The 26,966-nt window shown below is 68.8% G+C and carries 23 protein-coding genes and 2 pseudogenes; 10 read left to right on the top strand and 15 right to left on the bottom strand.

Annotation, left to right across the window (positions count from 1 at the left end; all coding sequences use genetic code 11):
- Nucleotides 1-320: 320 nt before the first annotated feature.
- On the top strand, nt 321-2,450 hold the full coding sequence (locus ACQEV8_RS28750; protein WP_432965931.1) for a SpoIIE family protein phosphatase: 2,130 nt from the start codon (nt 321-323) through the stop codon (nt 2,448-2,450).
- Between the two features lie 60 nt (nt 2,451-2,510).
- On the opposite strand, the gene ACQEV8_RS28745 is transcribed toward ACQEV8_RS28750, so the two are convergent.
- Nucleotides 2,511-4,802: a transglycosylase domain-containing protein gene (locus ACQEV8_RS28745; protein ID WP_432965928.1), complete on the bottom strand. Its 2,292-nt coding sequence runs from the start codon at nt 4,800-4,802 to the stop codon at nt 2,511-2,513.
- Nucleotides 4,803-5,062: 260 nt separating this feature from the next.
- Here ACQEV8_RS28745 and ACQEV8_RS28740 point away from each other — a divergent pair, with 260 nt between their 5' ends.
- The 5 genes and pseudogenes from ACQEV8_RS28740 (at nt 5,063) to ACQEV8_RS28720 (ending at nt 9,928) form a co-directional block, all read left to right on the top strand.
- Nucleotides 5,063-5,998 (top strand): SPFH domain-containing protein, encoded by a 936-nt coding sequence (locus ACQEV8_RS28740; protein ID WP_432965925.1) that lies wholly within the window; start codon nt 5,063-5,065, stop codon nt 5,996-5,998.
- The gene (locus ACQEV8_RS28735; protein ID WP_432965922.1) at nt 5,995-6,267 is read left to right on the top strand and encodes a hypothetical protein; all 273 of its coding nucleotides are present in this window, start codon (nt 5,995-5,997) and stop codon (nt 6,265-6,267) included. Before ACQEV8_RS28740 ends, ACQEV8_RS28735 begins: the two co-directional genes overlap by 4 nt.
- 112 nt (nt 6,268-6,379) lie before the next feature.
- The gene (locus tag ACQEV8_RS28730; protein ID WP_432965919.1) at nt 6,380-6,904 is read left to right on the top strand and encodes a PadR family transcriptional regulator; all 525 of its coding nucleotides are present in this window, start codon (nt 6,380-6,382) and stop codon (nt 6,902-6,904) included.
- Complete coding sequence (locus ACQEV8_RS28725; RefSeq protein WP_432965916.1) at nt 6,901-7,590, top strand: ABC transporter ATP-binding protein; 690 nt, start codon at nt 6,901-6,903, stop codon at nt 7,588-7,590. The genes ACQEV8_RS28730 and ACQEV8_RS28725 overlap by 4 nt, the downstream gene beginning before the upstream one ends.
- Nucleotides 7,587-9,928, top strand: a pseudogene (locus tag ACQEV8_RS28720) (ABC transporter permease). Before ACQEV8_RS28725 ends, ACQEV8_RS28720 begins: the two are co-directional and overlap by 4 nt.
- Before the next feature lie 31 nt (nt 9,929-9,959).
- Here the strand turns inward: ACQEV8_RS28720 and ACQEV8_RS28715 are convergent.
- Entirely contained in the window at nt 9,960-10,910 is a 951-nt protein-coding gene (locus tag ACQEV8_RS28715; protein ID WP_432965913.1) for a LysR substrate-binding domain-containing protein, read from the bottom strand.
- A 133-nt stretch (nt 10,911-11,043) separates the two neighbouring features.
- Here ACQEV8_RS28715 and ACQEV8_RS28710 point away from each other — a divergent pair, with 133 nt between their 5' ends.
- Nucleotides 11,044-11,598: a peroxiredoxin gene (locus tag ACQEV8_RS28710; protein ID WP_189722998.1), complete on the top strand. Its 555-nt coding sequence runs from the start codon at nt 11,044-11,046 to the stop codon at nt 11,596-11,598.
- A 6-nt stretch (nt 11,599-11,604) separates the two neighbouring features.
- Complete coding sequence (locus tag ACQEV8_RS28705) at nt 11,605-12,138, top strand: alkyl hydroperoxide reductase (protein WP_382590113.1); 534 nt, start codon at nt 11,605-11,607, stop codon at nt 12,136-12,138.
- A gap of 106 nt (nt 12,139-12,244) precedes the next feature.
- Here the strand turns inward: ACQEV8_RS28705 and ACQEV8_RS28700 are convergent.
- From ACQEV8_RS28700 to ACQEV8_RS28685, 4 genes and pseudogenes are all read right to left on the bottom strand, one after another.
- Nucleotides 12,245-13,563 (bottom strand): annotated as a pseudogene (locus ACQEV8_RS28700) (AI-2E family transporter).
- A gap of 86 nt (nt 13,564-13,649) precedes the next feature.
- The gene (locus ACQEV8_RS28695) at nt 13,650-14,342 is read right to left on the bottom strand and encodes a transglycosylase SLT domain-containing protein (RefSeq protein ID WP_432965908.1); all 693 of its coding nucleotides are present in this window, start codon (nt 14,340-14,342) and stop codon (nt 13,650-13,652) included.
- 418 nt (nt 14,343-14,760) lie between these two features.
- Nucleotides 14,761-16,086, bottom strand: a complete 1,326-nt coding sequence (locus tag ACQEV8_RS28690; RefSeq protein WP_189722994.1) for a PhoH family protein — start codon at nt 16,084-16,086, stop codon at nt 14,761-14,763.
- A 417-nt stretch (nt 16,087-16,503) separates the two neighbouring features.
- Nucleotides 16,504-17,277, bottom strand: a complete 774-nt coding sequence (locus ACQEV8_RS28685) for an isoprenyl transferase (RefSeq protein ID WP_432965904.1) — start codon at nt 17,275-17,277, stop codon at nt 16,504-16,506.
- Between the two features lie 755 nt (nt 17,278-18,032).
- Between ACQEV8_RS28685 and ACQEV8_RS28680 the strand changes: the two genes are divergently transcribed.
- Nucleotides 18,033-19,211, top strand: a complete 1,179-nt coding sequence (locus tag ACQEV8_RS28680) for a winged helix DNA-binding domain-containing protein (RefSeq protein WP_432965901.1) — start codon at nt 18,033-18,035, stop codon at nt 19,209-19,211.
- Here the strand turns inward: ACQEV8_RS28680 and ACQEV8_RS28675 are convergent, their stop codons facing one another.
- The 9 genes from ACQEV8_RS28675 to ACQEV8_RS28635 form a co-directional block, all read right to left on the bottom strand.
- Nucleotides 19,212-20,015, bottom strand: coding sequence for a class I SAM-dependent methyltransferase (locus ACQEV8_RS28675; RefSeq protein WP_432965898.1), 804 nt, complete (start codon nt 20,013-20,015; stop codon nt 19,212-19,214).
- Nucleotides 20,012-20,473: a GNAT family N-acetyltransferase gene (locus ACQEV8_RS28670; protein ID WP_432965895.1), complete on the bottom strand. Its 462-nt coding sequence runs from the start codon at nt 20,471-20,473 to the stop codon at nt 20,012-20,014. Before ACQEV8_RS28670 ends, ACQEV8_RS28675 begins: the two co-directional genes overlap by 4 nt.
- A 53-nt stretch (nt 20,474-20,526) precedes the next feature.
- The gene (locus ACQEV8_RS28665; RefSeq protein WP_432965892.1) at nt 20,527-21,405 is read right to left on the bottom strand and encodes an LLM class flavin-dependent oxidoreductase; all 879 of its coding nucleotides are present in this window, start codon (nt 21,403-21,405) and stop codon (nt 20,527-20,529) included.
- Nucleotides 21,406-21,455: 50 nt separating this feature from the next.
- Nucleotides 21,456-22,145, bottom strand: coding sequence for a hypothetical protein (locus ACQEV8_RS28660; protein ID WP_432965889.1), 690 nt, complete (start codon nt 22,143-22,145; stop codon nt 21,456-21,458).
- A gap of 21 nt (nt 22,146-22,166) precedes the next feature.
- Nucleotides 22,167-22,763 carry a hypothetical protein gene (locus ACQEV8_RS28655; protein WP_432965886.1) on the bottom strand — a complete coding sequence of 199 codons (597 nt, stop codon included), beginning with the start codon at nt 22,761-22,763 and terminating at the stop codon, nt 22,167-22,169.
- A gap of 94 nt (nt 22,764-22,857) precedes the next feature.
- A complete protein-coding gene (locus ACQEV8_RS28650) occupies nt 22,858-24,213 on the bottom strand; it encodes a hypothetical protein (protein ID WP_432965883.1) in 1,356 nt (451 codons plus the stop codon).
- Nucleotides 24,210-24,527 carry a hypothetical protein gene (locus tag ACQEV8_RS28645; protein WP_432965880.1) on the bottom strand — a complete coding sequence of 106 codons (318 nt, stop codon included), beginning with the start codon at nt 24,525-24,527 and terminating at the stop codon, nt 24,210-24,212. Before ACQEV8_RS28645 ends, ACQEV8_RS28650 begins: the two co-directional genes overlap by 4 nt.
- Before the next feature lie 118 nt (nt 24,528-24,645).
- A complete protein-coding gene (locus tag ACQEV8_RS28640; RefSeq protein WP_432973068.1) occupies nt 24,646-25,662 on the bottom strand; it encodes a hypothetical protein in 1,017 nt (338 codons plus the stop codon).
- A 20-nt stretch (nt 25,663-25,682) separates the two neighbouring features.
- Entirely contained in the window at nt 25,683-26,342 is a 660-nt protein-coding gene (locus tag ACQEV8_RS28635) for a hypothetical protein (RefSeq protein WP_432965877.1), read from the bottom strand.
- Between the two features lie 230 nt (nt 26,343-26,572).
- Here ACQEV8_RS28635 and ACQEV8_RS28630 point away from each other — a divergent pair, with 230 nt between their 5' ends.
- Entirely contained in the window at nt 26,573-26,950 is a 378-nt protein-coding gene (locus ACQEV8_RS28630; RefSeq protein ID WP_432965874.1) for a DUF192 domain-containing protein, read from the top strand.
- Nucleotides 26,951-26,966 lie beyond the last annotated feature (16 nt).

Raw genomic sequence — 26,966 nt, 5'->3', positions numbered from 1 at the left:
CGTAGGATCGTCCTCCGCAAGGGCGCGCGGCGGGTCGCACACCGCAACTACCGGAGCACGCGCTGGGCTTGACCGATCGTCACCGAGGGGCGGCAGGACGTGAGCGAGGGGTACGAGGGCAACACCGGCAGGGCCTGCTCCACGGGCCCTGGGGGCCATCAGCAGGCCCCTGAGGACCGCAGACGGTCCGCCGGTGGCACAGAAACAACCTCTGACCACGCGGGGATTCCGTTCCTGGGGCACGTATTCCGGGTATCGGAGTTTCGGCGGGACCACCTGCACCTCTGGCGTGCAGCCCCGGACGGACGGATTCGACACGCGTGACGGAGCAGCCGACCTCCTTCGAACGCCCGCAGACGGGCATCGACCCCGCGGATCCCCGCGGGGCGCTCGCGCATACCTCGACACCGGCGCGCACGCCCGGCTCGGGCGCCTTACCGGTACAGGGCCGCTCAGGCGGCGACGTCACCGTTCCGGTCACGACGGCGCACACCACGCCGGGCACCTCGGAGCCGGGCACCTCCACGCCGTTCGGCAAGGGCAAGGACACCGTGAGCGACCCCGCCTCCGAGCACTCCCAGCCGGGTGCCGAGCAGACCGCCGAGCGCGAGACCCCGCGGCCGCGCCCCGCCCCGGACGGCATTCCGGTCCAGCCGGCCGACGAACAGGACCGGCCGGTACCGAACGCCGAGGGGCCCGAGCGCCGCAGCGGCCAGAGCCTGCCACCCGGCAAGCCCACGCCGATGCGGCGGGACGGCGACCGGCTCCGGTTCGTCGGCGCCGCCACCCGGCGGATCGCCCGCGGCATCGATCTCGACGAGATCGTGATGGGGCTGTGCCGGGCCACCGTGCCCACCTTCTCCGACGCGATCCTGGTCTATCTGCGCGACCCGCTGCCCGTGGGCGACGAGCGGCCCACCGGCCCGCTGGTGCTGCGACTGCGCCGCACCGACCGGATACCGGCGGAGCGCGACACCGAGAACGGCTTCCAGCCGGCCGGCCAGCCCGAGCCGGACGAGTTGGACGCGGTCGGCGCCGAGCTGTGCGAGGTGCGGCCCGGCAGCGCGCTGGCCGAGGTCCTGCGGGGCGTGCGCCCGGTTTTCACCGACGCTCCCGCGGCCCGCGCGGCGCTGCCCGAGCTGCTCGGTGAGGGCGGCGAGTTCGCCGTGCCGGACGGACAGCGGGCGATCCTCGCCCCGCTGCGCGGCCGGCGCCGTGTCATCGGCGCCGCTCTCTTCCTGCGCCGCCCGGAACGCGTCGCCTTCGAGCCGGACGACCTGCTGGTGGCCGCCCAGCTGGCCACGCACAGTGCCCTGGGCATCGACAAGGCCGTGCTGTACGGACGCGAGGCGTACATCGCGGACGAGCTGCAGCGCACGATGCTGCCCGAGACGCTGCCCCGCCCGACGGGTGTGCGGCTCGCCTCCCGCTATCTGCCGGCGGCGGAGACGGCACGCGTCGGTGGCGACTGGTACGACGCGATCCCGCTGCCCGGCAGCCGGGTCGCCCTGGTCGTCGGCGACGTCATGGGCCACTCCATGACCTCGGCCGCGATCATGGGCCAGCTGCGCACCACCGCCCAGACCCTCGCGGGCCTCGACCTGCCGCCGCAGGAGGTGCTGCACCACCTCGACGAACAGGCCCAGCGTCTCGGCGTGGACCGCATGGCGACCTGCCTGTACGCCGTCTACGACCCGGTATCGCACCGCATCACCATCGCCAACGCCGGTCACCCGCCGCCCGTCCTGCTCCACCTGGGCGGCCGCGCCGAGGTGCTGCGCGTGCCGGCCGGTGCCCCCATCGGGGTCGGCGGCGTCGACTTCGAGGCGGTGGAGCTGGACGCGCCCGCCGGCGCGACCCTGCTGCTGTACACCGACGGCCTGGTGGAGTCGCGCCTCAGGGACGTCTGGACCGGCATCGAGCAGCTGCGCGAGAAGCTCGCCGCGACCGCGCAGCTCACCGGTCCCGACCATCCGCCGCCGCTGGAGGCGCTCTGCGACGAGGTGCTCGACATGCTCGGCCCGGGCGACCGGGACGATGACATCGCGCTGCTCGCCGCCCGCTTCGACGGGATCGCGCCCAGCGATGTGGCGTACTGGTTCCTGGAGCCGGAGGACGCGGCTCCCGGCCGGGCCCGCCGGCTGGCCCGGCGCGCGCTGCAGCGCTGGGGCCTGGAGGAACTCAGCGACTCCGTCGAGCTGCTGGTCAGCGAGGTCGTCACCAACGCCGTGCGGTACGCGACCCGGCCGGTCACCGTGCGCCTGCTGCGGACGGACGTCATCCGCTGCGAAGTGGGCGACGACGTCCCGCAGCTGCCGCGCCTGCGGCAGGCCCGCGCCACCGACGAGGGCGGACGCGGCCTGTACCTGGTGAACCGGCTGGCCCGGCGCTGGGGCGCGACACGGCTCAGCACGGGCAAGGTCGTCTGGTTCGAGCTCAACCGCGGCTGACGCACGGAACAACACGGCGAAAGGGCGCCCGGCATGATGCCGGGCGCCCTTTCGCGTCCGCTACTCCTCGTCGTCGCCCGGATTGACCGGGTCGAACGGGTCGCCGTCGGTCGGCGGTGACGCCGTCCCCGGGGCCGTCGGCGGCGTGAAGGTCGGCGGTGACGTCGACGGGGTCGGCGGCGCCGAGGTGCTCGGCTCCTCCGTCGTCGGCGGCGGGGACGACGACGGTTCCTCGGTCGTCGGCTCCTGCGTGGGCTCCTCGGTCTCCGACTGCGTGGGCGTCGGCGTCCATGTCGGCTGGACGGCCGCGCCCTGCTGGGTGTCCAGGTCGAACTTGCTGACGTCGCCCATGACGCCGAAGGTGTAGGCCGCCCAGATCCGGGCCGGGAAGTCGCCGCCGTCGAGGCGGGGCTTGCCGGCCGCCTTGTACATCGCGACCTGGGCGTGGGTCTTGGCGTCCTCGCCGAACAGGCCCACCGAGGTGACCAGGTTCGGCGTGTAGCCGGTGAACCAGGCCGACTTGTTGTTGTCGGACGTACCCGTCTTGCCCGCCACCTGCTGGCCGTCGCGCTCGGGGTTGTTCCGTACGGAGGACTGCGCGGTGCCGTCGTCGACCACTCCGGTCAGCACCGAGGTCACCGAGTCGGCGGCTTCGAGACTGATGACCTGCTCACCGATCGGGTCGGGCATGCTGACCGTCTGATTCAGGTGGTCCGCCGACTTCACGAGGGACGGGTTGACCTTCTTGCCGTGGTTGTCGAGGGTCGCGTAGACGCCGGCCATCTGCAGGGGGCTCGCGCCCATGCTGCCCAGGGTCTGGGCGGGCACGGCCTGCATGTTCTCGGTGTCCATGCCGAGCTTGCCGGCGACCTTCACCACCTCGGACATGCCGACGTCGACGCCCATCTGCGCGAAGACGGAGTTGACGGACTTGTTCATCGCCGTCTGGACGCTGATGGGCCCGTAGTTCCGGTCGTCCTCGTTCTCGGGGGCGAAGCCGACCTTGCTGCCGTCCTCCACGACCTGGCGCTTGCTCGTGCCGTCGTAGACCGTGTTCGCGGCGATCGGCTTGCCGTCCTGCGTCTTCGCCTGTTCCTCCAGGGCCGCGGCCAGGATGACCGGCTTGAAGGTGGAGGCCGGCTGGTAGTCGGCGCGGGTGGCGTTGTTCATGTAGTGCTTGAAGTAGTCCGTGCCGCCGTACATCGCGACCACGGCGCCCGTCTTCGGGTTCACGGACGCGGCGCCGGCCTGGATGTCCCCGTCGACCTTGCGCTTGTCGGGGTCGAGCTTGCTGTTCAGTTGCCGCTGGACGGACTTCTCCAGCGCGGCCTGCTTCTTCTTGTCGATGTTCAGCGTGATGGTCCAGCCGCCGGCGTTGACCATCGCCTCGGCTTCCTTGCGGCTGCTCGCGGTTCCCTCGGCGACGAGCTGCTTCTCCAGGGTCGCGTTGGCCGAGTTGACCAGATAGCCCTTCTGGCCCTCCATGCCGGGGGCGGGCCTGGGATCCTTCGGCACCGGGAACTTCATGCCGTCACGCTCGGACTGGCTCAGCCAGCCCTCATCGACCATGTTGTTCAGGACGTAGTTCCAGCGGGCCTTGACCAGCTTCTTACCGCCCTCGGAGGCGACCGCCCAGTCGTACTGGCTCGGCGCCTGGAGGAGCGCGGCGAGGTAGGCGCCCTGCGCGACGGAGAGGTCCTCGGCGTCTGTGCGGTAGTAGGCCTGGGCGGCGGCCTGGATGCCGTAGGCGTTGCGGCCGTAGTAACTGGTGTTGATGTAGCCGGCGAGGATGTAGTCCTTGGACTTCTCCCGGTCCAGCTTCAGCGAGATGACCAGTTCCTTGAGCTTGCGCGAGACGGTCTGTTCCTGCGTCAGGTAGTAGTTCTTGACGTACTGCTGAGTGATCGTCGAACCGCCCTGCGAGCCGCGGCCGGCGAGCGTGTTGAACACGCCGCGGGCGGTGCCCTTGAGGTCGACACCGGCGTCCTTGTAGAAGGTCTTGTTCTCGGCCGCGACGAAGGTCTTCCGGACCTCTTTGGGGACCCTGGACAGGTCGACGACCTCGCGGTTGACCTTGCCGTCGCGGGCCATGATCGAACCGTCGCCGTACTTGTAGATGTTGCTCTGGCGCTTGGCGTCGGCGTTCCCCTCGGGGATGTCGATCACCATGTACAGCACGATGAAGGCCCCCATGCCGAGCAGGCACAGACCGAAGAAGGTGCCGAGGATCTTCTTCCAGGTGAAGAGCCTGCGTATGCCGCTCTTCCCGGCCACGCCCGACGAACGGTGGCTCTTGGGTGCCGCCCGGCGCCCACCGCGCTGTCGGGCGCGTCTCTCTTCCGCTCGTCCCATGGGTCCGATCCGCTCCGCTTCGTTCATGTGTGCTCGTGTGTCACACAGGTTCGCCGCTCAGGTCAGCTCAGAAAGCTAACACCGGGAGATAAGAGATAGGGCTGCCGATCCAGCCCTTTGCGGACGTGACAATCAGCACCCATCCCAACGGAACCGACGTTCGAGACACCCGAAGGGTTGCCAGGACGCGATAAAGTGATATCACTTAGATAGACGGACGCTATGCAGGATGGCTCCGCGGAATGAACGGGGGATCACCCATGTCCACACCTGACGCGCAGATCACCGCCGACGTACCCGAGATGCCGGCCCCACGCGTACGGGAGTTCACCGCGCACAGCATCGGCGGCGGGCTCGCCCTGCTCCTCGGCCTGCTCGGACTGCTGGCCGGTGCCGGGCTGGTCGCGGCCGCCACGGCGGTGGACGGGACCGGCGCGAAGGCCGGTCTGATCGTCGGCGGCATCCTGGTCGCGCTCGCGGCGTTCCTGGCCATGTGCGGGCTGAACATGGTGGCGCCCGGCGAGGCCCGTGTCGTCCAGCTCTTCGGCCGCTACCGGGGGACGATCCGCCAGGACGGCCTGCGCTGGGTGAACCCGCTCACCTCGCGCACGAAGATCTCGACCCGGGTCCGCAACCACGAGACAGCCGTCCTGAAGGTCAACGACGCCTACGGCAACCCGATCGAGCTCGCCGCGGTCGTGGTGTGGCGGGTCGAGGACACCGCCCAGGCCACCTTCGAGGTGGACGACTACGTCGAATTCGTCTCCACCCAGACCGAGGCGGCCGTGCGGCACATCGCCATCGAGTACCCCTACGACGCGCACGAGGAGGACGGCCTCTCGCTGCGCGGCAACGCCGAGGAGATCACCGAGAAGCTCGCCGTAGAACTGCACGCGCGCGTGGAGGCGGCCGGGGTGCAGATCATCGAGTCACGCTTCACCCACCTCGCGTACGCCCCCGAGATCGCCTCGGCGATGCTCCAGCGGCAGCAGGCGGGCGCGGTCGTCGCGGCCCGGCGGCAGATCGTGGACGGAGCGGTCGGCATGGTGGAGGCCGCGATCGCCCGGATCACCGAGCGGGACATCGTGGAGCTGGACTCCGAGCGGAAGGCGGCGATGGTCTCCAACCTCATGGTGGTGCTGTGCGGGGACCGCGCCGCGCAGCCGGTCCTCAACACGGGGTCCCTCTACCAGTGACTGCACCTTCCGAGGGTCCGGGCCCTCAGCGCCGGCCGCAGCAGCAGCGCAAGCAGGTGCTGCTGCGGCTGGACCCGGCGGTGTACGAGGCGCTGGCGCGGTGGGCCGGGGACGAGCTGCGGTCGGCGAACGCCCAGATCGAGTTCCTGTTGCGGAAGGCGCTGGCCGAGACGGGGCGCCTGCCTCGCGAGACCGGTCCCATCCCCCGGCGCGGGCGGCCGCCCGGGGGCTCCTCTCCCGAACCCCCGCCTGGCCCGCCACCGGCCTGAGCCTGTTGCGGAACCGTGACAACAGCCCCCGACCTGCGCGACCGCACCGCCCGCCATGGACTGCACACCCCGCGTATACATACTGCGTATACACGATATGTAGAGTGCTCACATGTCCATCGGTCACACTCTCCTGGGGCTCCTTGAGTCCGGCCCGCGGCACGGTTACGACCTGAAGCGGGCCTTCGACGAGAAGTTCGGTCACGACCGGCCGCTCCACTACGGCCAGGTCTACTCGACGATGTCCCGTCTGCTGAAGAACGGGCTCGTCGAGGTCGACGGCATCGAGGCGGGCGGCGGGCCCGAGCGCAAGCGGTACGCGATCACCGAGGCCGGCATCTCCGACGTCGAGCGCTGGCTCGCGACGCCGGAGAAGCCGGAGCCGTACCTCCAGTCGACCCTCTACACCAAGGTCGTCCTCGCGCTGCTCACCCACCGCGACGCCGCCGACATCCTCGACACCCAGCGCTCCGAGCACCTGCGCAGCATGCGGATCCTCACCGACCGCAAGCGCAAGGGCGACCTGGCCGACCAGCTCATCTGTGACCACGCCCTGTTCCACCTGGAGGCCGACCTGCGCTGGCTGGAACTGACCGCGGCCCGTCTGGACAAGCTCCGTGAGGCGGTGGCCCGATGACCATTCCCGCTGGTTCGCTCCTCACCGCGCAGGACCTGCGCAAGGCGTACGGCCCGACCACCGCGCTCGACGGCGCCGAGTTCTCCATCCACCCGGGCGAGGTCGTCGCCGTGATGGGCCCGTCCGGCTCGGGCAAGTCGACGCTGCTGCACTGCCTCGCCGGGATCGTGATGCCCGACTCCGGCTCGATCACGTACAACGGGCGTGAGGTGACCTCGATGAGCGACGCCGAGCGCAGTGCGCTGCGACGCTCCGAGTTCGGGTTCGTGTTCCAGTTCGGCCAGCTCGTGCCGGAACTCACCTGCGTGGAGAACGTCGCGCTCCCGCTGCGGCTGAGCGGGACGTCCCGCAAGGAGGCCGAACGGACCGCGCTGGCGTGGATGGAGCGTCTCGAAGTCGACGACCTGCGCAAGAAACGGCCCGGCGAGGTCTCCGGCGGTCAGGGGCAACGGGTCGCCGTCGCCCGCTCGCTGGTGACGAAGCCGCGGGTGGTCTTCGCCGACGAACCGACCGGCGCACTCGACTCGCTCAACGGCGAGCGTGTGATGGAACTGCTCACCGAGGCCGCCCGGTCCACCAACGCGGCCGTGGTGCTCGTCACGCACGAGGCACGGGTCGCCGCCTACTCCGACCGCGAGATCGTCGTACGGGACGGGAAGTCCCGGGACATGGAGCGCGTCGTATGAGCGTCAGGCAGTGGATCCGGGACCTCGCCATGGGGACCCGGTTCGCCCTCGCCGGCGGACGCGAGGGCTGGACCCGGGCGCTGCTCACGGCCGTCGGCGTCGGGCTCGGGGTGGCCCTGCTGTTGCTCACCACCGCCATCCCGAACGCGCTCGCGGAGCGGGACCGGCGCGAGGAGGCGCGCAGCGACCACACCTTCAGCCAGCAGAAGATACCGAAGGCCGGCAACACGCTGGTCATCCTGGACGCGGACACCACCTTCCGCGATCTGGACGTCCGCGGGCGTCTGATGGAGCCGGAGGGCCCGAAGGCCCCGCTGCCGCCGGGCGTTTCGGAGTTTCCCGCGGCGGGCGAGATGGTCGTCTCCCCCGCGCTGAAGGAGCTGCTCGCCTCCGACGAGGGCAAGCTGCTGCGGGAGCGGCTGGACTACCGCATCTCGGGCACCATCGGCGAGCAGGGGCTCGTCGGCTCCCAGGAACTCGCCTACTTCGCGGGCGGCAAGGGGCTCATCAAGCAGCTGGACGGCCTCGCCAGCGGGGCCCGGATCGACAGCTTCGGCAACGACGATCTGCGGTCGTCCGACCGCTGGGACCCGGTGCTGCTCCTGCTGGTCCTGGTCGTGTTCGTGGTGCTGCTGATGCCCGTCGCCGTGTTCATCGCCGCTGCCGTGCGGTTCGGCGGCGAGCGGCGTGACCGCAGGCTGGCGGCGCTACGGCTGGTCGGCTCCGACAGCCGGACGACCCGGCGGATCGCCGCCGGCGAGGCACTCGCCGGGTCCGTGCTGGGGCTCGTCCTCGGCACCGGGTTCTTCCTGCTCGGACGCGAGCTGGCGGCCTCCCTGGAGGTGTTCCACGTCAGCGTGTTCCCGAGCTATCTGAACCCCTCCCCCTGCTGGCCGTCCTGGTCGCGCTCGCGGTGCCGGCGGCCGCGGTCCTGGTGACGATCCTGGCCCTGCGCGGGGTGGTCATCGAGCCTCTTGGCGTGGTGCGCACGGCCAAGCCGGCGCGGCGCCGGCTGTGGTGGCGGCTGCTGCTGCCACTGGGCGGGCTCGCGCTGCTCTACCCGATGATCGGGCAGGGCGACGACGGCGGGAACTTCAACCAGTACCTCGTCGTCGGCGGCGTGATGCTCCTGCTCGTCGGCGTCACGGCGCTGCTCCCCTGGGTGGTGGAGAGGGTCGTGGCCCGGCTCGGCTCGGGCGGGATCGCCTGGCAGCTGGCCGTGCGCAGGCTCCAGTTGAGCAGTGGCACGGCGGCCCGGATGGTCAACGGCATCGCGGTGGCGGTGGCCGGGGCGATCGCCCTGCAGATGCTGTTCGCCGGGGTGGAGGGCAACTACACCAGGGCATCGCAGTACGACGTCTCCCGGGCCCAGATGAGCGTCAACGTGCCGGACGACGCCGACACCGCGGCCATCGCCGGGAAGTACCGCGACACCGAGACTGTACGCAAGGTCACCACACTGTCCGATGTCTATCTCGGCGACCGGCGCGGCGAGGCGGAGTCCACCGTCCAGGTCACCATGGCCGACTGCGCGTCGCTGCGCGAGGTGGCCACGCTCCCGTCCTGCCGCGACGGTGACGTCTTCGCGGTCAAGGGCTCGGAGTACGACAGCGAGAGCGGCCACCTGTCCAAGCCCGGCACGACCCTGTGGCCAGAACTGGACGGCGACGCCGCCCGCTCCGACGACGGCCGGATCTCCTGGACCGTGCCCGAGGGCATCCGGCGGGCCCAGCCCCGCGAGGACCCCACCGGGTTCGAGCGCAGCGGCATCCTGGTCACCCCCGGCGCGCTGCCCGAGAAGCTCGGAGCGTTGACCTCCACGGAGCTCTTCCTGAACCTGGACCTCTCCGCGCCGGACGCCTACGACCACGTGCGCAACACGGCCGCGCGGCTCGACCCGGCGGTCCAGCCCATGACCTGGCAGAGCACCGAGAGCAACGAACGCTACGACACCATCCGCACCGGCCTGTCCGTCGGCGCCGCCGGCGTGCTCGCGCTGATCGGGGCGAGCCTGCTGGTCTCGCAGCTGGAGCAGCTGCGCGAACGCCGCAAGCTGCTGTCGTCGATGGTCGCCGTCGGTACCCGGCGCCGCACCCTCAGCCTGTCGGTGCTGTGGCAGACGGCGATCCCGATCGGTCTCGGCCTGCTGCTCGCCGCGACGGTGGGCATCGCCCTGGGCGCGGTCCTGCTGCGGATGACCAACACGTCGGTCCGGGTGGACTGGCCGAGTGTGCTGTCGATGACCGGCATCGGCGCGGGCGTCGTCCTCGTGGTGACGCTGCTGAGCCTGCCGCCGCTGCTGAGGCTGATGCGGCCGGACGGGCTGCGCACCGAGTAGCGGCCCCGTCCCGGCCCGGTCGCCGCGGTCGTCAGGCGTCCTGCTCCAGCACCCGTACGGACAACGGCCGCAGTGCCTGCCGCAGGGCGGCCGCCAGTTCCTCGTACTCGGCGCCGCGCGCCGCCCCCGTGCGCATCGCCAGGGCGATCCGGCGGGTGGGGGCCGGGTCGGCGAAGTACCCGGTGAGGAGCTGGTCGCTGCGGGAGGTCTCGACCGTGAGGGCGGTGCGCGGCAGCAGCGTGACTCCGAGCCCGCCGGCGACGAGCTGCACCAGCGTGGACAGCCCCGCGGCGGTCGTGGTGACCGGCACGTCGTCGCGGCCTGCCTCCCGGCAGATGTCGAGGGCCTGGTCGCGCAGGCAGTGCCCCTCGTCCAGCAGCAGCAGGTTCAGCTCGCGCAGCGCCTGGCGCGGAATGCCCTCGCGCCCGCCGAGCCAGTGGTCGAGCGGGGTGACGAGCACGAAGTCCTCGTCGAAGAGCGGCAGTTCGGTCACGCCCGGGACGCCGAGCGGCACCGCGAGCAGCAGCAGGTCGAGCCGCCCGCTGGTGAGACCGTCGAGTAGGCTGGTGGTCTGCTCCTCGTGCACCTGGAGGTCGAGTTGCGGATACCGCTCGTGGACGAGCCGCAGGACGGTGGGCAGCAGATAGGGCGCCACCGTCGGAATCACCCCGAGCCGCAGCACCCCGGTGAACGGGGCCCGCACCGCCTCGGCCTCCTCCAGCAGAGCGCCCACCTCGCCCAGCACCGCCTTGGCCCGTACGGCGATCCGCTCGCCCTCGGGTGAGAGCAGCACCTTGCGCGTCGTACGCTCCAGGAGCGTCACTCCGAGTGTCTCCTCCAGCGCCGAGACGGCACCCGAGAGCGCGGGCTGGCTCATGCCGATCGCCCCGGCGGCGTCCCGGAAGTGCAGATGCTCGGCCACGGCCGCGAAGGCACGAAGCTGCGCGAGGCTGGGCTGCCTGCGCTTATTACCCACAGTCACTAATAACTACCTCCGATCAACCCGACCGAGTGTAGCTATTTCCGTAATCAATCGAGGCTGTGCCAACATCAACACAGTCCAACCCATGGGAAACACCCGCAATCCGGGTGTTTCTTCGCTGCAAGGAGAGTGTGTGCTCACCGTCGGTGACAAGTTCCCCGAGTTCGACCTGACCGCCTGTGTCTCGCTGGAGAAGGGCGCGGAGTTCGAGCAGATCAACCACAAGACCTACGAGGGTCAGTGGAAGGTCGTCTTCGCCTGGCCCAAGGACTTCACCTTCGTGTGCCCGACCGAGATCGCCGCCTTCGGCAAGCTGAACGAGGAGTTCGCCGACCGCGACGCGCAGGTCCTCGGCTTCTCCGGTGACTCCGAGTTCGTCCACCACGCCTGGCGCAAGGACCACGACGACCTGCGTGACCTGCCCTTCCCGATGATGGCCGACTCCAAGCACGAGCTCATGCGCGACCTCGGCATCGAGGGCGAGGACGGCTTCGCCAAGCGCGCGGTGTTCATCGTGGACCAGAACAACGAGATCCAGTTCTCGATGGTGACCGCGGGTTCGGTCGGCCGTAACCCGAAGGAGGTCCTGCGGGTCCTCGACGCCCTGCAGACCGACGAGCTCTGCCCCTGCAACTGGAGCAAGGGCGACGAGACGCTCGACCCCGTCGCGCTGCTCTCCGGGGAGTGATCTGAGATGTCCCTCGACAACCTCAAGTCCGCGATACCGGACTACGCCAAGGACCTGAAGCTCAACCTGGGCTCGGTCATCGGCAACTCCGACCTGCCGGCCCAGCAGCTGTGGGGCACGGTGCTGGCCACGGCCATCGCCTCGCGCTCCCCGATCGTGCTGCGCGAGCTGGAGCCGGAGGCGAAGGCGAACCTGTCGCCGGAGGCCTATACGGCGGCGAAGGCCGCGGCCGCGGTGATGGCGATGAACAACGTCTTCTACCGCACGCGCCACCTGCTCTCGGACCACGAGTACGGCACCCTGCGCGCGGGCCTGCGGATGAACGTCATCGGCAACCCGGGCGTCGACAAGGCCGACTTCGAGCTCTGGTCCTTCGCGGTCTCCGCCATCAACGGCTGCGGCATGTGCCTCGACTCCCACGAGCAGGTCCTGCGCAAGGCCGGCATCGACCGCGATGTCATCCAGGAGTCCTTCAAGATCGCGTCCGTGATCCAGGCGGTCGGCGTGACGCTGGACGCCGAGGCGGTCCTGGCGGAGTAGCTCCCGGCCGCGGGCGACGCCCCGCGGTCAATGAACCGCAGGGCCCCGTCCCCTGGGCATGGTGGACGGGGCCCTGTTTCATGCCCTCCTTGATGTCCTGGCCGGATCAGCCGGGCTGCTCCGCGGGCGGGTCCGGGGCAGGCGGCTCGGCGCTCACCGCCGTGGCGCCCCGCGGCCGCACCGAATGCCGCAGCGCCGACTCCCGTGAATACGCCCGCAGATAGCCGGCCACCGTGTTCGTCACCGCGACCAGCGGCACGGCGACCACAGCACCGCCGATCCCGGCCACCATCCCCCGCACGCGACGGACAGCACCACCGCCAGCGGATGCACCCGCACCGCCCGCCCCAGGATGAACGGCTGCAGGATGTGGCCCTCGATCTGCTGCACCGCGAGCACCACCACCAGCGTCATGACGGCCGTGAACACCCCCTGGGTGACCAGCGCGACCACCACGGCCAGCGCCCCGGACACCACCGCGCCCACCAGCGGGATGAACGCGAACAGGAAGATGAACACCGCCAGCGGCACGGCCATCGGCACATCGAGGAAGTAGATCCCCAGCCCGATGAAGATCGCGTCGATCAGCGCGACGATCACGGTGCCCCGCACATACGCCGTCAGCGTCCGCCACGCCGCCGGCCCGGCCCCGGCCACTCCCGGTCGCGCCGCCGCCGGAACCAGCTTCAGCGTCCACTCCCAGATCCGCTTGCCGTCGTAGAGCAGGAACAGGGTGGAGAAGACCGCCAGCAGGATCCCGGTCAGCGCCTCGACGACGACCGTCACGCCTTCCAGGCCCGCCGAGGTGATCGCGTCGGTGTTGGCACCGACCGCCTCACGCAGGTTCGCGGCGATCTCGTTGATCTGCTTGTCCGTGACGTGGAAGGGGCTGTTCAGCAGCCAGTTCCGCAACTCGTCGATGCCGTCCTGGATCTGGCCCGAGAGGTCGTCGATGTTCTCCATGACCTGCCAGGTCACGAACCAGCCGATCAGCCCCATGATGACGAAGCCGAGGATCGCGGTCAGCGCGGTGGCCGGCCCGCGCGGCACCCCGAGCCGCCGCAGCCTCCCCACGGTCGGCTGGAGCAGCGCGGTGATCAGCAACGCGCTCACGAACGCGAGCACCACCAACTGGACGGCGCTGATGACCCGCATCAGCACCCACAGGGAGGCCGCGAGGATGAGCAGCCGCCAGGCGGCCTCCGCCGCGACCCGCACCCCCCAGGGCACGGCCAGCGCGGGATCGGGCCGGGCGGGAACGTCGGGCGCGTAGTCCGGGGGCGGTGGCACGTGCTCCTCGGACCGCGTCCGGGACTCGGCTTCGCCGCGCTCGCGTTCGGCCTCGGCGCGGCGCTCGTTCCACTGCTCGCTCATCTCGGTCAGTCCGGCGCCGAGCCGGCCGAGCCACCCTGGCACTCGCGACATGATCCGACCGTACATCGCGCGAGCCCCACACCGTACGACGGTGTGGGGCTCGCGCGAAGGATGACTGCGGCCGAAGGCCGGGTGGCTCAGTACCAGTTGTTGGCCTGCCAGAACGACCAGGCGTCACACGGGCTGCCGTAGCGGTCGTTCATGTAGCCGAGGCCCCACTTGATCTGGGTGGCCGGGTTGGTCCGCCAGTCGGCGCCGGCGGACGACATCTTGGTGCCGGGCAGAGCCTGGAACATGCCGTAGGCCCCGGAGGAGGGGTTGACGGCCTTGTAGTTCCAGTCGGACTCGTGGTCCACGATGTTGCTGAAGCACTGGAACTGACCGGAGGGCACGATCTGCCGCGCCATGGCCTGGATCTGCGCGATCGAGTAGGAGCTCGCGACAGGGATGTCGGAGATGTCCTTGGAACGGCTGGCGGCGGCCTCCTTGGCCTCCGCGCGCTCCTTGGCCTCCTTCGCCGCCTTCTCGGCGGCCTCCTTCTTCGCGATCGCCGTGTCGGCTGCGGCCTTGCGGGCGGCCTCCTCGGCGTCCTTCTTCGCGCTCACGTCGGCGGCGATGGCCTGCACGTCGGCCTGCTGCGTCAGCGACGCGGTCTGCACCTGGGCCTGCTGACCCGAGGGGATGTCCGCGAGCAACGTGGTGCCGTTTGCCGTCGCTTCGGCGTCGTTGTTCTGCGCGGTGCTGCCCGAGGCAACACCGACGACGCTTCCGACAGCGGTGACCGCCGTGGCCGAAGCCACTGCGAATCCCCGGACCGAGATCCGGCTCACACGGTTTCCTTCCAGCATCGCCCGCTTCGGTGACCCTCGCGGACGCAATCGTGCCCCTGACACTGGCCTCCCCAACTGCGGGTCACGGGAGGCACGGGCCCGGTGGGCAACTCCCTCGCGAGGGAGTGCCGCGTGGTGCGCGGGCGGCATACGACATCGCTATGCAGTTGGTGCTGTTGCTTTGTGGTGCCATACCGCTGGGGGTACAGGTGTGTCGTATGCGGGGCCTGACAGGAGTGAGACTCTGCCGTAACGCGACGGGGCAAGGCAATTCTGTGATGGGTGTGAAAGCTCACATCCCGTTTGGCCCAGGAGATTAACGGAAACTGTCACGCGCGAAGGCGCCGCCCGGCTAGGCTCTTCGCCTTTCCGGACGGCGCCAACTACTGCGTAACCATCACCGCTTGGGGCGGGACGGTCAGATCTGCCCGTCTTCGAGCATTTCGGTCACAAGGGCAGCGATCTGGGACCTCTCGGAGCGATTCAGGGTCACGTGCGCGAAGAGCGGATGGCCCTTCAGCTTCTCGACGACGGCGACGACACCGTCGTACCGGCCGACCCTGAGGTTGTCCCGCTGGGCCACGTCATGAGTGAGCACCACCCGTGAATTGGCCCCGATCCGGGACAGAACGGTGAGAAGCACATTCCTTTCCAGCGACTGCGCCTCATCCACGATCACGAACGCGTCGTGCAGCGAGCGCCCCCGGATGTGCGTGAGCGGGAGCACCTCCAGCATCCCGCGCGCGGTGACCTCCTCGATGACCTCCCGGCTGGTGACCGCCGACAGCGTGTCGAACACCGCCTGCGCCCAGGGGCTCATCTTCTCCGCCTCGGAGCCGGGCAGATAGCCGAGCTCCTGCCCGCCCACCGCGTACAGCGGACGGAAGACCATCACCTTCTGGTGCTGACGGCGCTCCAGCACCGCCTCCAGCCCCGCGCACAGCGCCAGCGCCGACTTGCCGGTGCCGGCCCGGCCGCCCATGGAGACGATCCCGACGTCCGGATCGAGCAGCAGATCGAGCGCGATGCGCTGCTCGGCGCTGCGGCCCTTGATGCCGAACGCCTCACGATCCCCGCGCACGACACGGATATTGCCCTCGGGCGTGACCCGGCCGAGCGCCTTGCCGCGCTCCGACTGGATGGTCAGACCCGTGTGCACCGGGAGTTCGGCGGCCTCGGGGACGTAGACGTGCCCCTCCTCGAAGAGGATGTCCACCTGCTCGCCGGGCAGGGTCAGTTCGGACATTCCGGTCCAGCCGGAGGAGTCCGTGATGGCGAGTTCCGCGCGGTACTCCTCGGCGAGGAGGCCTACGGACGACGCCTTGATCCTGAGTGGGAGGTCCTTCGACACGACGGTGACGTCGAACCCCTCGGCCTGCAGATTTCGGGCGACCGCGAGGATGCGGGAGTCGTTGTCCCCCAGGCGGTAGCCGCTGGGCAGCACGCTGGGGTCCGAGTGGTTGAGCTCGACACGGACGGTTCCGCCGAGATCCCCGGTCGGAATCGGGGAATCCAGACGGCCATGACGAATCCGGTAGTCGTCGAGCAGACGCAGGGCCTGCCGCGCGAAGTAGCCGAGTTCGGGATGGTGCCTCTTGGCCTCCAGTTCCGTCACCACGACGATGGGGAGCACGACCTCGTGCTCGTCGAAGCGGCTCAGGGCATTGGGGTCGGCCAGCAGAACGCTGGTGTCGAGGACATAGGTGCGCCGGTCTGGCTTGTGGCGCTTTGTGCTGGTCACCACGGAAGGACGTACCCCCTCGGATGAGGTCGGGGAGCGACGGAGTGGAAGCTGGACCGGGAGGGGTGGGAAAAATCCCGACCGGTCGTCGGCCGCCCTGCGCGGGCCGAGAACCGGCCCTCCCGCCTCTTCATCCGTGCTGTGACCGCACGATCGGGCTGGTGCAAAGGGCCTCCCGGGCGGACGGCCCCGTGCCGTCCGCTGAGGATCCGACCCCCGTGGTTCGGGCGTCGGCCTGTCTCACTTATGCCCTCGAACGAGCGTCGCCATGCCACGGCATATGACGGCGAGCCGGTGAACTCCGTGTTACGTGCGTCTTCGGAGGGGTACCGGGAAGCGTTTCGACGTGCGGTGACCACGGTGCCCAGCCGGCTGCCGGGCGCCGCACGGCTCCCTCGGAAATGTTCAGCGTTGTACGGCTCAGCCGCCGAAGCGCCGGTGGCGGGCGGCGTAGTCGCGCATGGCGCGCAGGAAGTCGACCTTGCGGAAGGCCGGCCAGAACACGTCGCAGAAGTAGTACTCGGAGTGCGCGGTCTGCCAGAGCATGAATCCGGACAGCCGCTGCTCGCCGCTGGTGCGGATCACCAGGTCGGGGTCGGGCTGGTCGCTCGTGTAGAGGTGACGCCCGATCATGTCGGTGTCGACGGCCTCGGCGAGCTCCTCCATCGAGGTGCCCTTCTCCTGGGCGTCGAGCAGCATCGACCGCACGGCGTAAGCGATCTCCTGGCGGCCGCCGTAGCCGATGGCGACGTTGACCACTATCCCGTCGACGTGCGCGGTGGTCTCCTCGGCCTCCTTGAGGACCGTCTGCATCCCGGAGGGCAGCAGGTCGGGGGTGCCCACGTGGTGCACACGCCAGCGGCCGTCGGCGGCCAGGGTGCGGACGACGTCCTCGATGATGCCGAGCAGCGGGCCGAGTTCCTCCTGCGGCCGGTCGAAGTTGTCCGTGGACAGCAGCCAGAGGGTCACGACCTCGACGTCGGTCTCACTGCACCAGCCGAGGAACTCCTCGATCTTCCCGGCACCGGCCCGGTGGCCGTCGACGGTGCTGGAACCGGCGGCCTTCGCCCAGCGCCGGTTGCCGTCCATGATGACGCCGATGTGCTTGGGCACCTGAGCGTGGTCCAGGTGACCTTCCACCCGGCGTGCGTACAGCCTGACCAGCAGGCCACGCAGCTTGTCGCGCAGGTTCACGTGATTGTCAGCCCCTCCGTAAGGATCGGACAGGCCGCGATGTGCGGCCCGGTCGTGGCCGCGGGCGGTCCCTGCCCGTGCGGCAGTCCCCGGAGGCGAAGCCTACCCCCGTCGGGTCCGCGGGCCGCCCATGGGTGCGGAACGAAGAATTCCGGCCGGTGTTCCGGCCCGCCCCCGCACAGAAAAAAATCGGGCCGGTCCGTGGGGGGAGACGGACCGGCCCGAGGGGGGGTTCCACCATAACCCTTCGTAAGTGATGCTGCGTGCATCGGCGTGCCACAACTACTCTCCGGAGCCGCCCGACGACGGGGCGACGCCCGCGGAAGCCCTGGTTCGTGGCTTGTTCTTGACCGAAACACAGCCGATACGCAGCGAAATCGGGCACCACCGGGCGGCATCCGGGGGATTTGAGCCACCTTGGGGTCCGCTCGGCGAGTTGTCCCCGGCGTCCCCCCGACGGGTGACCCGGCTGCGAACGCCGACTTGACCCCGGAGCGGCTTCGCTGCCGCCTCAACAGGGAGGCCCTGGCACCGCGCAGCCCCCTCCTCTGCGCGGTACCGCCCGCGCAGCTTTGCTGACGCGAATTACCTTGGTCTGAACTTACGCGAGCGGCGGTACCGAACGCGAGCCGTCGGTGGTAACGATGTGAAAAACATCGACGGAAGTTGCGCAAGTGGAGTGAGTGAAAGGAGTGACCCACCCGCGAGAGCACAAGCGGACAGGTTCTGTCCTCGTTCGCACCTAACGTCGCCCCATGACGACGACCGTAAGGATCACATGGGACTCCGCGAGCGCGCGGCGAGCGGAGCGGCAGTTCCTGGCCAGGCCGGCCGGGAGCGGCACGCCGGTCTCCGAGGTGGTCGGCGCGATGGCGGGCGCGCACGCGCAAGTGCTGTCGGCGGCCGAAGTCTCGGTGGGGGTGCGGACGGCCGGCCTGACGCGGGCGGACGTACGGACGGCGCTCTGGGACGACCGGTCCCTGATCAAGACGTACGGTCCGCGCGGCACGGTCCATCTGCTCCCGGCGCGTGAACTCCCCCTCTGGTCGGCCGCCCTGACGGCGGTTCCGGCCGGGCCGAGCCCCTTCCCGCCCGACGTACGGCTCGGCGAGGAGCAGGCCGGACAGGTCGTGACGGCGATCGGTGACGCACTCGACGGCAGGTACCTGACCCTCGACGAGCTGACCGAGGAGATCGTCGCCCGCACGGGCCCCTGGGCCGGTGACAAGGTGATGCCGGCGTTCCAGGACCTGTGGCCGCGCTGGCGGCAGGTGATGCACCGGGCGGGCTGGGCGGGCACGCTGTGCTTCGGCCCGAACCGCGGTCGCAAGGCGACGTACACGCGGCCGCCGCGCGCGGAGTCGGCGGACTCGGCGGACTCGGCGGACTCGGCGGCCGATGGGCTGGGCACCTTCGTACGCCGCTATCTGCACGCCTACGGACCGGCGACCCCGCAGCACTTCGCCAAGTGGCTCGCGGCACCGCCCGGCTGGGCCACGACCCTGTTCGGTGAGCTGGCCGCCTCGGGCCGTATCGAGGAGGTCGACTTCGAGGGGACACCGGCGTGGGTGGCGGCGGGTGACACCGACTTCCCGGACGGGCCCGCACGGGGTGTGCGGCTGCTCCCCTACTTCGACGCGTACGTCATCGCCGGGCAGCCCCGCGAGCGGCTGTTCCCCGGGGAGGCGTACCGGCGCGCCCTCGCGGGCGGCCAGGCGGGCAACTATCCGGTGCTGCTCGTCGACGGTGTGGCGGCAGGGGTGTGGCACCAGCGGCGCCGGGGCCGGTATACGACCGTCACGGTCGAGCCGCTCGTCCGGCTGACGGCCCGGCAGGAACGGGAGCTTGGCGAGCAGGCGGAGCGGGTGGGTGAGGTGCTGGAGGCGACGGCCGAGTTGGTGGTGGGGAAGGTGACGGTGGGGCCGCACGCGTGATCAGGGGTGGCGGGCAGAGGGTGAGTCCGGCTTTCGGGCGTCGAAGAGGTGGCGCGTGCTGTGGGCGACGAAGGGGCCCTCTGCGCGGATCCGCTCGTGCAGCGCGCGGAGCTGCGGCCCGTACGCCTCGACGGTGAAGCCGGGCACCATCCAGACGACCTTGCGCAGGAAGTGCACGACCGCGGCGATGTCGTGGAACTCCATCCGCAGCCGCTCCGCCCGCAGATCGACGACATCGAGCCCGGCGGCCTCGGCGTCGGCCCGCTCGCGCTCGGGACAGCGCCCGCCGCGTACGTCGTCCGGCTGGGGCCCGAGGAAGTGCTCGACGAGTTCGAAGACGCTGGCCGGTCCGACGTGCTGGGCGAAATAGGTCCCTCCGGGCTGGAGGACCCGGGCGATCTCGCCCCAGTGCGCGCGGACGGGATGCCGGCTCACGACCAGGTCGAAGGCAGCGTCGGCGAAAGGCAGCGGGGCGTCCTCGGGGGCGGCGACGACCGCGACTCCGCGCGGCCGGAGCAGGGCGGTCGCCCTGGCGACGTTGGGCGGCCAGCCCTCGGTGGCGACGGCGAGCCGGGGCGGGGACGGCGCCATATGAGAAAGGGCGAAGTCGAGGACTTCCCCTCCCCCGGTCTGAACGTCGAGCACGGCACTCGCCCGCCCCAGCCGCGCGGCCATCGACGTCGCGTACCCCCAGGACGGCCGCGCCTCGGTGGCCCGCCCCTCGAACCAGGAGAAGTCCCATCCTTCCGTGGGCACGGAGGCCCCTTCGGCGACGAGGTCCTCGAAGGTGCGGTGCGGTCTCATGAGAGGACGAGCACGACATGCTCGTCGTCTCCGTGCCGGACGACGCCGTCGCGTCGGAAGCCCTGCTTCTCCAGGAGACGAATGGAGCCGGCGTTCCCGCTGAAGGGGTCGGCGTACAGCGGCCGGTTCCGCTCCCGCTCCAGGAAGAGGGCCAGGGCCCGGCTGCCGATGCCGCGTCCCCAGTACGGGCGTCCGAGCCAGTACCCGAGGAAGCGGCGGTCCCCGTCCCACCAGGCGACGACGCTGCCGGCGACGTCTCCGTCCACGATCACGGTCCGCACGAAGACGGTGTCGTCCCCGAGGACGTTGGCCTTCCAGTGCCGCATGAACGCGTCGCGCGGCCGGGGCGTGAACCTGGACCGCCGGACGGCTTCCGGATCATGCTCGTATGCCAGGAAGAACTCCAGATCGGCCTCCACCACAGCTCGCAGCCGCACGTCCACGTCGTCGTCGCTCATGCCCGGAGTGTGGCAGCTGCCACTGACACAGCCATCAGGGAATCCATCCGGCCTCAGGGAACGAGCGGACGCACTTCCTCCGCGACGAACCGGACGAACCCCTCCGGGTCGGGCTCGTCCCCGGTCGGTTGGAGCACCACGGTGTCGGCCCCGGCCTCGGCCAGCCGCCCGACGGCCTTCGCGACGGCACCGGCGTCCCCGGCGACTCCGAGATCCGGAACGTCCTCGAGCTTCTCGTCGGCCAGCTCGGCACGGAGCCGGTCGGCGGCGCCGGACCCGGTGGCGGTGAGCAGATAGACGACAACGGGGTGCGGCCCGCTCCCACGCCCGGCTGCCTCCCGCCCCTCGTCGATGAGCTGCCGGGCCTTCCGCACGCCCTCGGCATTGGTGGCGGCGGTGAGAATGGTCCCGTCGGCGGCCTCCCCGGTGAGCCGCAGCGAACGGGGCCCGGTGGCACCGGCCAGCACCCCGACCGGGTTTCCTGTCGGCGGCCAGTCGAGTGCGACGTCGTCAAGCTTGACGTACCGCCCTTCCGTGGTCACACGCTCCCCGCGCAGCAGGGCCCGGAGCGCGACAAGATGCTCCCGCAACAACGTCACCGGCGACTCGGCCCGCGCCCCCACCTGCCCCATCCAGTCCTGCACGCCGTGTCCCACGCTGATGATCGCCCGGTCCGGGAACATCCGGTGCAGCGAGGCCGCCTCCATCGCGGTGATGGCGACGTTCCGCAGCGGCACGGGCAGGAGCCCGACGCCGATCCGTACGTTCTCGGTCCAGGCGAGGGCCGCGGCGGCGGTGGAGATACCGCCTTCGCGGAAGCAGTCTTCCCAGAGCCAGAGTTGTTCCAGGCCTGTGTCGTCGGCCATGCGGGCGACGGATCGAAGCCGCTCGGGGGCGAGTTGCGGACGGAACACTGCGCCGAGTTCGGTCATGTGCTCTTCCTATCCAGCGCGGATCAGCTCCACAAGTCCGTTAGTCCTGCTCATCGATGTTCCTTGTTCGTCCCTGCGTCAGCGGGGTTGACGAAGCTGACCGTCCCGGCGATCTGGCGGAGGATCTCGCGGTACTCCTCGCGGCGAGACAGAGCCGTGGTGCTGACTGTGAGAACGGCCAAGCGCCTGCAGTCAGGGTGCGGAAGATGGGCGTGAATCTGCATCAGCGGCTCCTGCGGAAGGCAACTGTCAGCCGACGCCGTCAGTATGGTCTCGCTGAAAGCGGCCGGACCGCAGGGGAGTTCCAGAAATTCGATGTGGGCATGATTTCCAGTGGCTGTGACCGCACGGGCAGCTGTAACACCGCGCGGGGCAACTTTGGTGTCACGCCAGGAGATGGTGAAGAGGGAGAGCAACGGCGGGCCGATGTCAGCCCCTCTGTCCTCCACATCGTCACGGTGCAGGCCGATTGAACAGTGGACCGTACCGAAATCGCAAAGCGTCGCCAGTAATCGCTGGCCGGAGGCGAATTGTGCGATGAACCGCTGGCGGACGATCTCGTCGGGCAGCGAATCGAGGAATGGAGCGACTGATGTACGCAGCTTGTCTGCATCCGGAGAGTCGGGCCTGGGGAGCAGAGCGTCGACGGGCAGAGCTGTGTAGCCAGCGGGTTCGCCGAACCAAAGTTCCGCGTGAGGGTCTCTGAAAGATTCGTGGAACGAAATCGTTGGGGTGTCCACAGGAAGTGTCCATTCACGGGATCAGGAATTGGCCGGATAGACGCCCACACGTCTACCGCGCTCGATGTCCTCTGCCGTCACACCCCAGTCCGACAAACACTGATCATTCCGTGATTCTGCCCACTGTTCAAGTACGTGCATGTGACGAGGCCCGGTTCCTCCGCGACCGCCCACAGCGATGAGGCCGATGAAGCGCGGGTCTCCGGCGAACCAGATACTCTCGATCTGCTCCTTCAACTGTGGCTTCGCACGGGGAGCCATCCTGCGATGCCACCACTCCGTCCGGAGATGCTGTGCATAGACGAGCGCGAGCTGCTGTTCGGGATAAGCAGGGTTGGGGAATTCGAACCATCCGTAATGCTTTTGGGATACATCTGGATGACTTGCCAGCCCATGCGGAACACATTGGAGAACCTGCCACGGATACGTTCCCATGATGCGTCGCATGCGAAGCGCAGGTGGAAAGTACCGCAACTGCACCACTGCTCGATACGTGCAATAGATGAGCGGCAGCACAAAAAGGAAGCCAAACCCGGGAGACAGAAAGACTACCGAGACATACAGCAGGCCGATCCAGGCCGCTATCCACCCGAAAATCCCGAAGACGTTCATGAACATGTGTGCCGTCCAGGACCGCCGAGTCGGTGGATGGTCCCAGGCGACGGAGTAGTCTGCCGGGTTCACAGGCTTCCTCTTTCCGTGCAGAAAAAAATCAGCGGACGAACTGGATGAGGTCGAGGATGCCACCGTTGTCAAGGATCAGACGTGAACCGTCGATTCCCGCGACGGTACCGTCCTTGATCCCGTCATCGTCTGCGTCCACCAGCTTGCTGTAGAGGCCGAAGCCACCGGTGCCCGCTCCGACCAGACCCGATGTGACGGCGACTGTCTTCGCAGCAGCATCCGGGTTGCTGAGTCCGCGAACGGCACGCATCACCAGAGGGTTGTCCAGCCTGGCGATACCCTGCATGCTGTCCGTGGTCTTCGTGCCGAACAGCGCAGCCTTTTGCGCGAGGGAGAGCGTTTCGCTCCCGGTCCTCAGAGCACTCACCGTCCCCTTGACGCCGGCGACAGTGGCTCCAAGGCCCGGGACAGCCCCCATGGCATCTGCCCCTACCGACACCAGGTTGCTCCAGAAGTCCGCGTCGAACTCGCCCTTCAGGAAGCCGTCCTTCAAGGACTCCAGGGTCTCAGGGTTGGCGAAAAGCCTCAGGCCCAGTGCGGTCGCACTCAGCGCGGACGCCGTGAGCATCAGTGCCGCCACCATCGCAATCCCCAGGGGGCCGGCAAAGATGATCGCCACAAGGCCGATGATCCCTGCGACGAAACTGAGAATGTCCGGCAGGTTGTCGCCGAGCCAGTCGAGCGCCTCGTCGAACCACCCCGGCTCATGTGGAGCAAGCTTCTTCGTCGCGTCGCGGATCTTGTCGGCTCGGTACTTGGCCTTCTCCTCATGCTCCTCGGCAAGCCGCTTGGCCTTGCCGATTACCTTGTCGAGTTCAGCCTGAGCTTCGCCCACGGCAGAGTTGGCGTGCGTCAGCGCCTTCTGCGCCTCTTCTCGGCGAGCGCCCTTCTTCTCCATGTCAGGGTCGTCCTCGGCTTTACTCGCGCGGCCCTTCGCGGTGTCCAAGGCGTCTTGGGCGTCTTTGGCATCCTGCTCGAGACGCTTGGCTCGACGCTGGAAATCGTCGAGTTCTCCCTCCCAACGGCCGAGCTGCCTCGCGGCCTTGCGGATGGAGTGCGCCGCGTTCTTCAGGTTCAGCGGCAGTGGGCCCCCATCGAGTTGCTCACGGAAGGCGACGGCAGCATCCCCCTTCCAGTAGCTGCCGTCGAGCAGCCTGGTGACCAAGTCGTGGGCGTCTTCGAGGACCTTCGCACAGCCAGTCAGCTTCTTGTGCAGCGCTCGAACTGTTTCCGTATCGCCCGGCACCGGATTGAATCCCAGGTGTGGACAGTCCGGGTTGGGGATAGAAGGCGCCGACTTCAGGCCCTGAGGCTTGTCGTAATCCGCCCGCGACTGAGGGTCCAACGCCGCGCCTGTGCGGTCGGTTCCCGGGATGGCGGTCACTTGTTGCTCCCGCTCTTGCCTTCCCTGGCCTTCTTCAAAGCTTCTTCAAGCGCCTTGTCAACTTCGAAGTAGCTGTCCTTGCTCTTCCCGATGATGTCGGCGAGATCCTCTGTCTGTTTACCGATCTCTTCAGTCCCGTATCGCCACTCATCCTGGAAGTGCTCGCATGCGGAGTCCAGGTCGTCCGTGCCGAGCCCGGTGACGTTCGTTTCCAGCAGCGCCTTGCGCACACCCTCCAATGAACTCGTGGATTTCCTCAGCGTCTTCATAAAGTGCGCAAGCTCGTCACCGTCAACGGCTAACCGTTCCGCCATGGGACTGTTTTCCTCTCCCCCGAACCTGGCGCTTCCACGAGTAGTGACTCTATCCGTCCCGCTCAGGAGACTGCCGGGCCGACCACTCGAAGCGGGCGCGAGCAGGCCTGCGGCCGGGTCAGCGATTGACAGCCTGGATCTCCTGGACGACGACGTTCTGCTCCCCGCCGAACGAGCCGTCCGGGAGGCGCTGTTCGCCGGCCACGCCGGTACCGGTCCAGTGGATCTCCCAGGTGACCGTCGCCTTGAGCTGGTACGAACCATCGCCCGACGACCGTAGGTACTTCACTCCGCAGGACGGGGTCTCGTTGGCCTTGCCCTTGGCGTACGGCTCACCGATTCGGCCGTTCTGGATCCGGCACACGCCTGAGGCCGGGTAGGTCTCGGCGTCGGTGGTGCCCGGCTCGATCTTCACCGATACCGGTTCGGCCGTTGTGGTCGCCTGGATACCCAGGAGTGGAACGGAAGCCGTAACGGATACAGGCTTGAACTCCGCCGCATCCAGCCACGCCCAAGTAGGGAGATTCACCTTTGTGTTCGTCTGTGGGGCGAGATCCATCTTCGTGGACGGGACGCGCACTTCGGCGTACGCGAGCTGTGCGAGGACCTCGGGGGTGATCGCCTGTGGGATGTCGACCGGCGGGTCGTCGTTCTCGTCCACCCAGAAGATGGGTTTGCCGCAGTCCAGCGCCCCCGGGTCCCCTTCCCGGCCGGGTGTGACGTAGAAGTCCCACCAGTAGCCCTTTCCGGCCTTGTCCTTGTTGAAGTCCTTGTAGGGGTGGCCGTTGACATAGCGATCGCGTTGCTCGGCGTCCCACTCGTAGCCTGTCGAGCCGGCCTCCCAAGTGGGCTCCAGGTACTTCTGCAGTTGCTCGGGCGTGTACTTCGGAGCGTAGTAACAAGCTGGCGGCGTCCAGGTCGTCGAAGACGTCACCGGGCCTGCCGCCCGGCCTGAGCCGTTGTCGGAACGATCGAAGACGACGACTCCTGCGGTGGAAGACAGAGTTCCGCCACCGTCTGAGTCGCCGTGAACGTCCTTCTTCGGAGGTGGCGTCTGGGACCCACCACCAATGACGTTGTCCGCCTGCGCAGGGGCACCGCACAACAGCAGCGATCCGATGGCAACGGGCACCATCAGAGCCCGGGAAGCTGAACTCAAGGCTGGCACCTGTCGCTCCCCCTCTGGGAAAGGATCTTCTCGATGACCCACACGCCCTTGTCGTTCTTCTGCAGCAGGGTGTTGTAAAGCACGTAGCTGTTCTTGGACGTCGGGGTTTTGTTGACCTTCTTGTTCTTCAGGTACATGTCGTAGGCCTTGCTCTGGTCTTCGCAGTACACGAGCGACCCGCTGCCCTTGCTCCTGACGTTGACGACGGGGTCGTAGAAGCGGTACGCGCCCGTGACACGTGCTTTGGCCTTGACGTACGCCTGGATGAACGTCTGTGTCCCTGCGGCGGCCTCGCCCTCGTAGTAGTAGAGGTACGCCTTGTCGAGCGCGTTCTGGTTGACGATCGCAAGGTCCACAGCCTTGATGGACTGCTCGCTGTCGGCCAGGATCGCGTCCTTCTCCTTGTCTCCGGTCTTGGGCCAGTCGAAGGTGTAGGAGAGGTCGGACGGCAACTCGGTCTTCGGCCGGTCGACCGAGTCCGCAGCACTCGGTGAGGGTGAGGCGGATGCCTTGTCCCCCGTGTCGGCTCCCGCGATCTTGTCGTTGTCCTTGTTCTTGGGGCTGTCATCGCTCCCGCACGCGGACAGCGTCAGAGCCGCGGCGGCGGTCAGCGTGAGCGCTGCGAGGAGGGTGGGGCGGCGGTTCACGGTCGGCTCCCGGTCAGAGGCGAGGCTTCTCTTGAGCGAACCAAAGCTATACAGCAGGGTGGGGCCGCACCAGGGTGAAGGTTGTCAACTGGCGCGGAGTATGAGGAGAAAGCGGCGATTCGCTGACCGGCATGGGTCATAACGGTTGCATAACGCGGTTTCAGTCATGAACCAGCAAAGGGCCGGGGAATGAGCAACAGGTAGCAGACAGCACGGTGGAGGGGGCCTGTATGGGACGGCGTTGGCGGGACGGGCACGGGGAGTTGGTCGTGAGTGGGGGTGGTGGGGGGCCGTCTGTCCGTGTGCCGTTGGAGATCGCGACCTCGTACCGGGCTCGTACGAAAGGGCTGTTGGGGCGGGACTTCATCGACGGGGCGATTCTGCTGTCCCCCGCCGGCAGCGTGCACACCTTTCGTATGCGCATGCCGATCGATGTCGCCTATCTCGATCGGCACCTTCGCGTCATCGCCGTGCGGACCATGTCGCCGGGGCGGCTGGGGATGCCTCGGCTGCGGGCGCGGCATGTGGTGGAGGCGGGGGCCGGCGTGATGAGCGAGTGGGGGGTGCGGGAGGGTGCCCGGGTGGAGGTCGCCGTGAGTGGGAGCTAGTGCTCTCGAAAACGGA

The sequence above is a fragment of the Streptomyces sp. CA-179760 genome (assembly GCF_050937045.1).
Classification (GTDB): domain Bacteria; phylum Actinomycetota; class Actinomycetes; order Streptomycetales; family Streptomycetaceae; genus Streptomyces.
This window is presented reverse-complemented; position numbering and strand designations above follow the sequence as displayed.

What these genes read in the sequence shown, in the direction of transcription:
- ACQEV8_RS28745 (WP_432965928.1), bottom strand. Translation starts at nt 4,802, where the DNA reads ATGGGACGAGCGGAAGAGAGACGCGCCCGACAGCGCGGTGGGCGCCGG.
- ACQEV8_RS28740 (WP_432965925.1), top strand. Translation starts at nt 5,063, where the DNA reads ATGTCCACACCTGACGCGCAGATCACCGCCGACGTACCCGAGATGCCG.
- ACQEV8_RS28730 (WP_432965919.1), top strand. Translation starts at nt 6,380, where the DNA reads ATGTCCATCGGTCACACTCTCCTGGGGCTCCTTGAGTCCGGCCCGCGG.
- ACQEV8_RS28725 (WP_432965916.1), top strand. Translation starts at nt 6,901, where the DNA reads ATGACCATTCCCGCTGGTTCGCTCCTCACCGCGCAGGACCTGCGCAAG.
- ACQEV8_RS28705 (WP_382590113.1), top strand. Translation starts at nt 11,605, where the DNA reads ATGTCCCTCGACAACCTCAAGTCCGCGATACCGGACTACGCCAAGGAC.
- ACQEV8_RS28680 (WP_432965901.1), top strand. Translation starts at nt 18,033, where the DNA reads ATGACGACGACCGTAAGGATCACATGGGACTCCGCGAGCGCGCGGCGA.
- ACQEV8_RS28675 (WP_432965898.1), bottom strand. Translation starts at nt 20,015, where the DNA reads ATGAGACCGCACCGCACCTTCGAGGACCTCGTCGCCGAAGGGGCCTCC.
- ACQEV8_RS28670 (WP_432965895.1), bottom strand. Translation starts at nt 20,473, where the DNA reads ATGAGCGACGACGACGTGGACGTGCGGCTGCGAGCTGTGGTGGAGGCC.
- ACQEV8_RS28665 (WP_432965892.1), bottom strand. Translation starts at nt 21,405, where the DNA reads ATGACCGAACTCGGCGCAGTGTTCCGTCCGCAACTCGCCCCCGAGCGG.
- ACQEV8_RS28655 (WP_432965886.1), bottom strand. Translation starts at nt 22,763, where the DNA reads ATGTTCATGAACGTCTTCGGGATTTTCGGGTGGATAGCGGCCTGGATC.
- ACQEV8_RS28645 (WP_432965880.1), bottom strand. Translation starts at nt 24,527, where the DNA reads ATGGCGGAACGGTTAGCCGTTGACGGTGACGAGCTTGCGCACTTTATG.
- ACQEV8_RS28640 (WP_432973068.1), bottom strand. Translation starts at nt 25,662, where the DNA reads ATGGTGCCCGTTGCCATCGGATCGCTGCTGTTGTGCGGTGCCCCTGCG.
- ACQEV8_RS28630 (WP_432965874.1), top strand. Translation starts at nt 26,573, where the DNA reads ATGGGACGGCGTTGGCGGGACGGGCACGGGGAGTTGGTCGTGAGTGGG.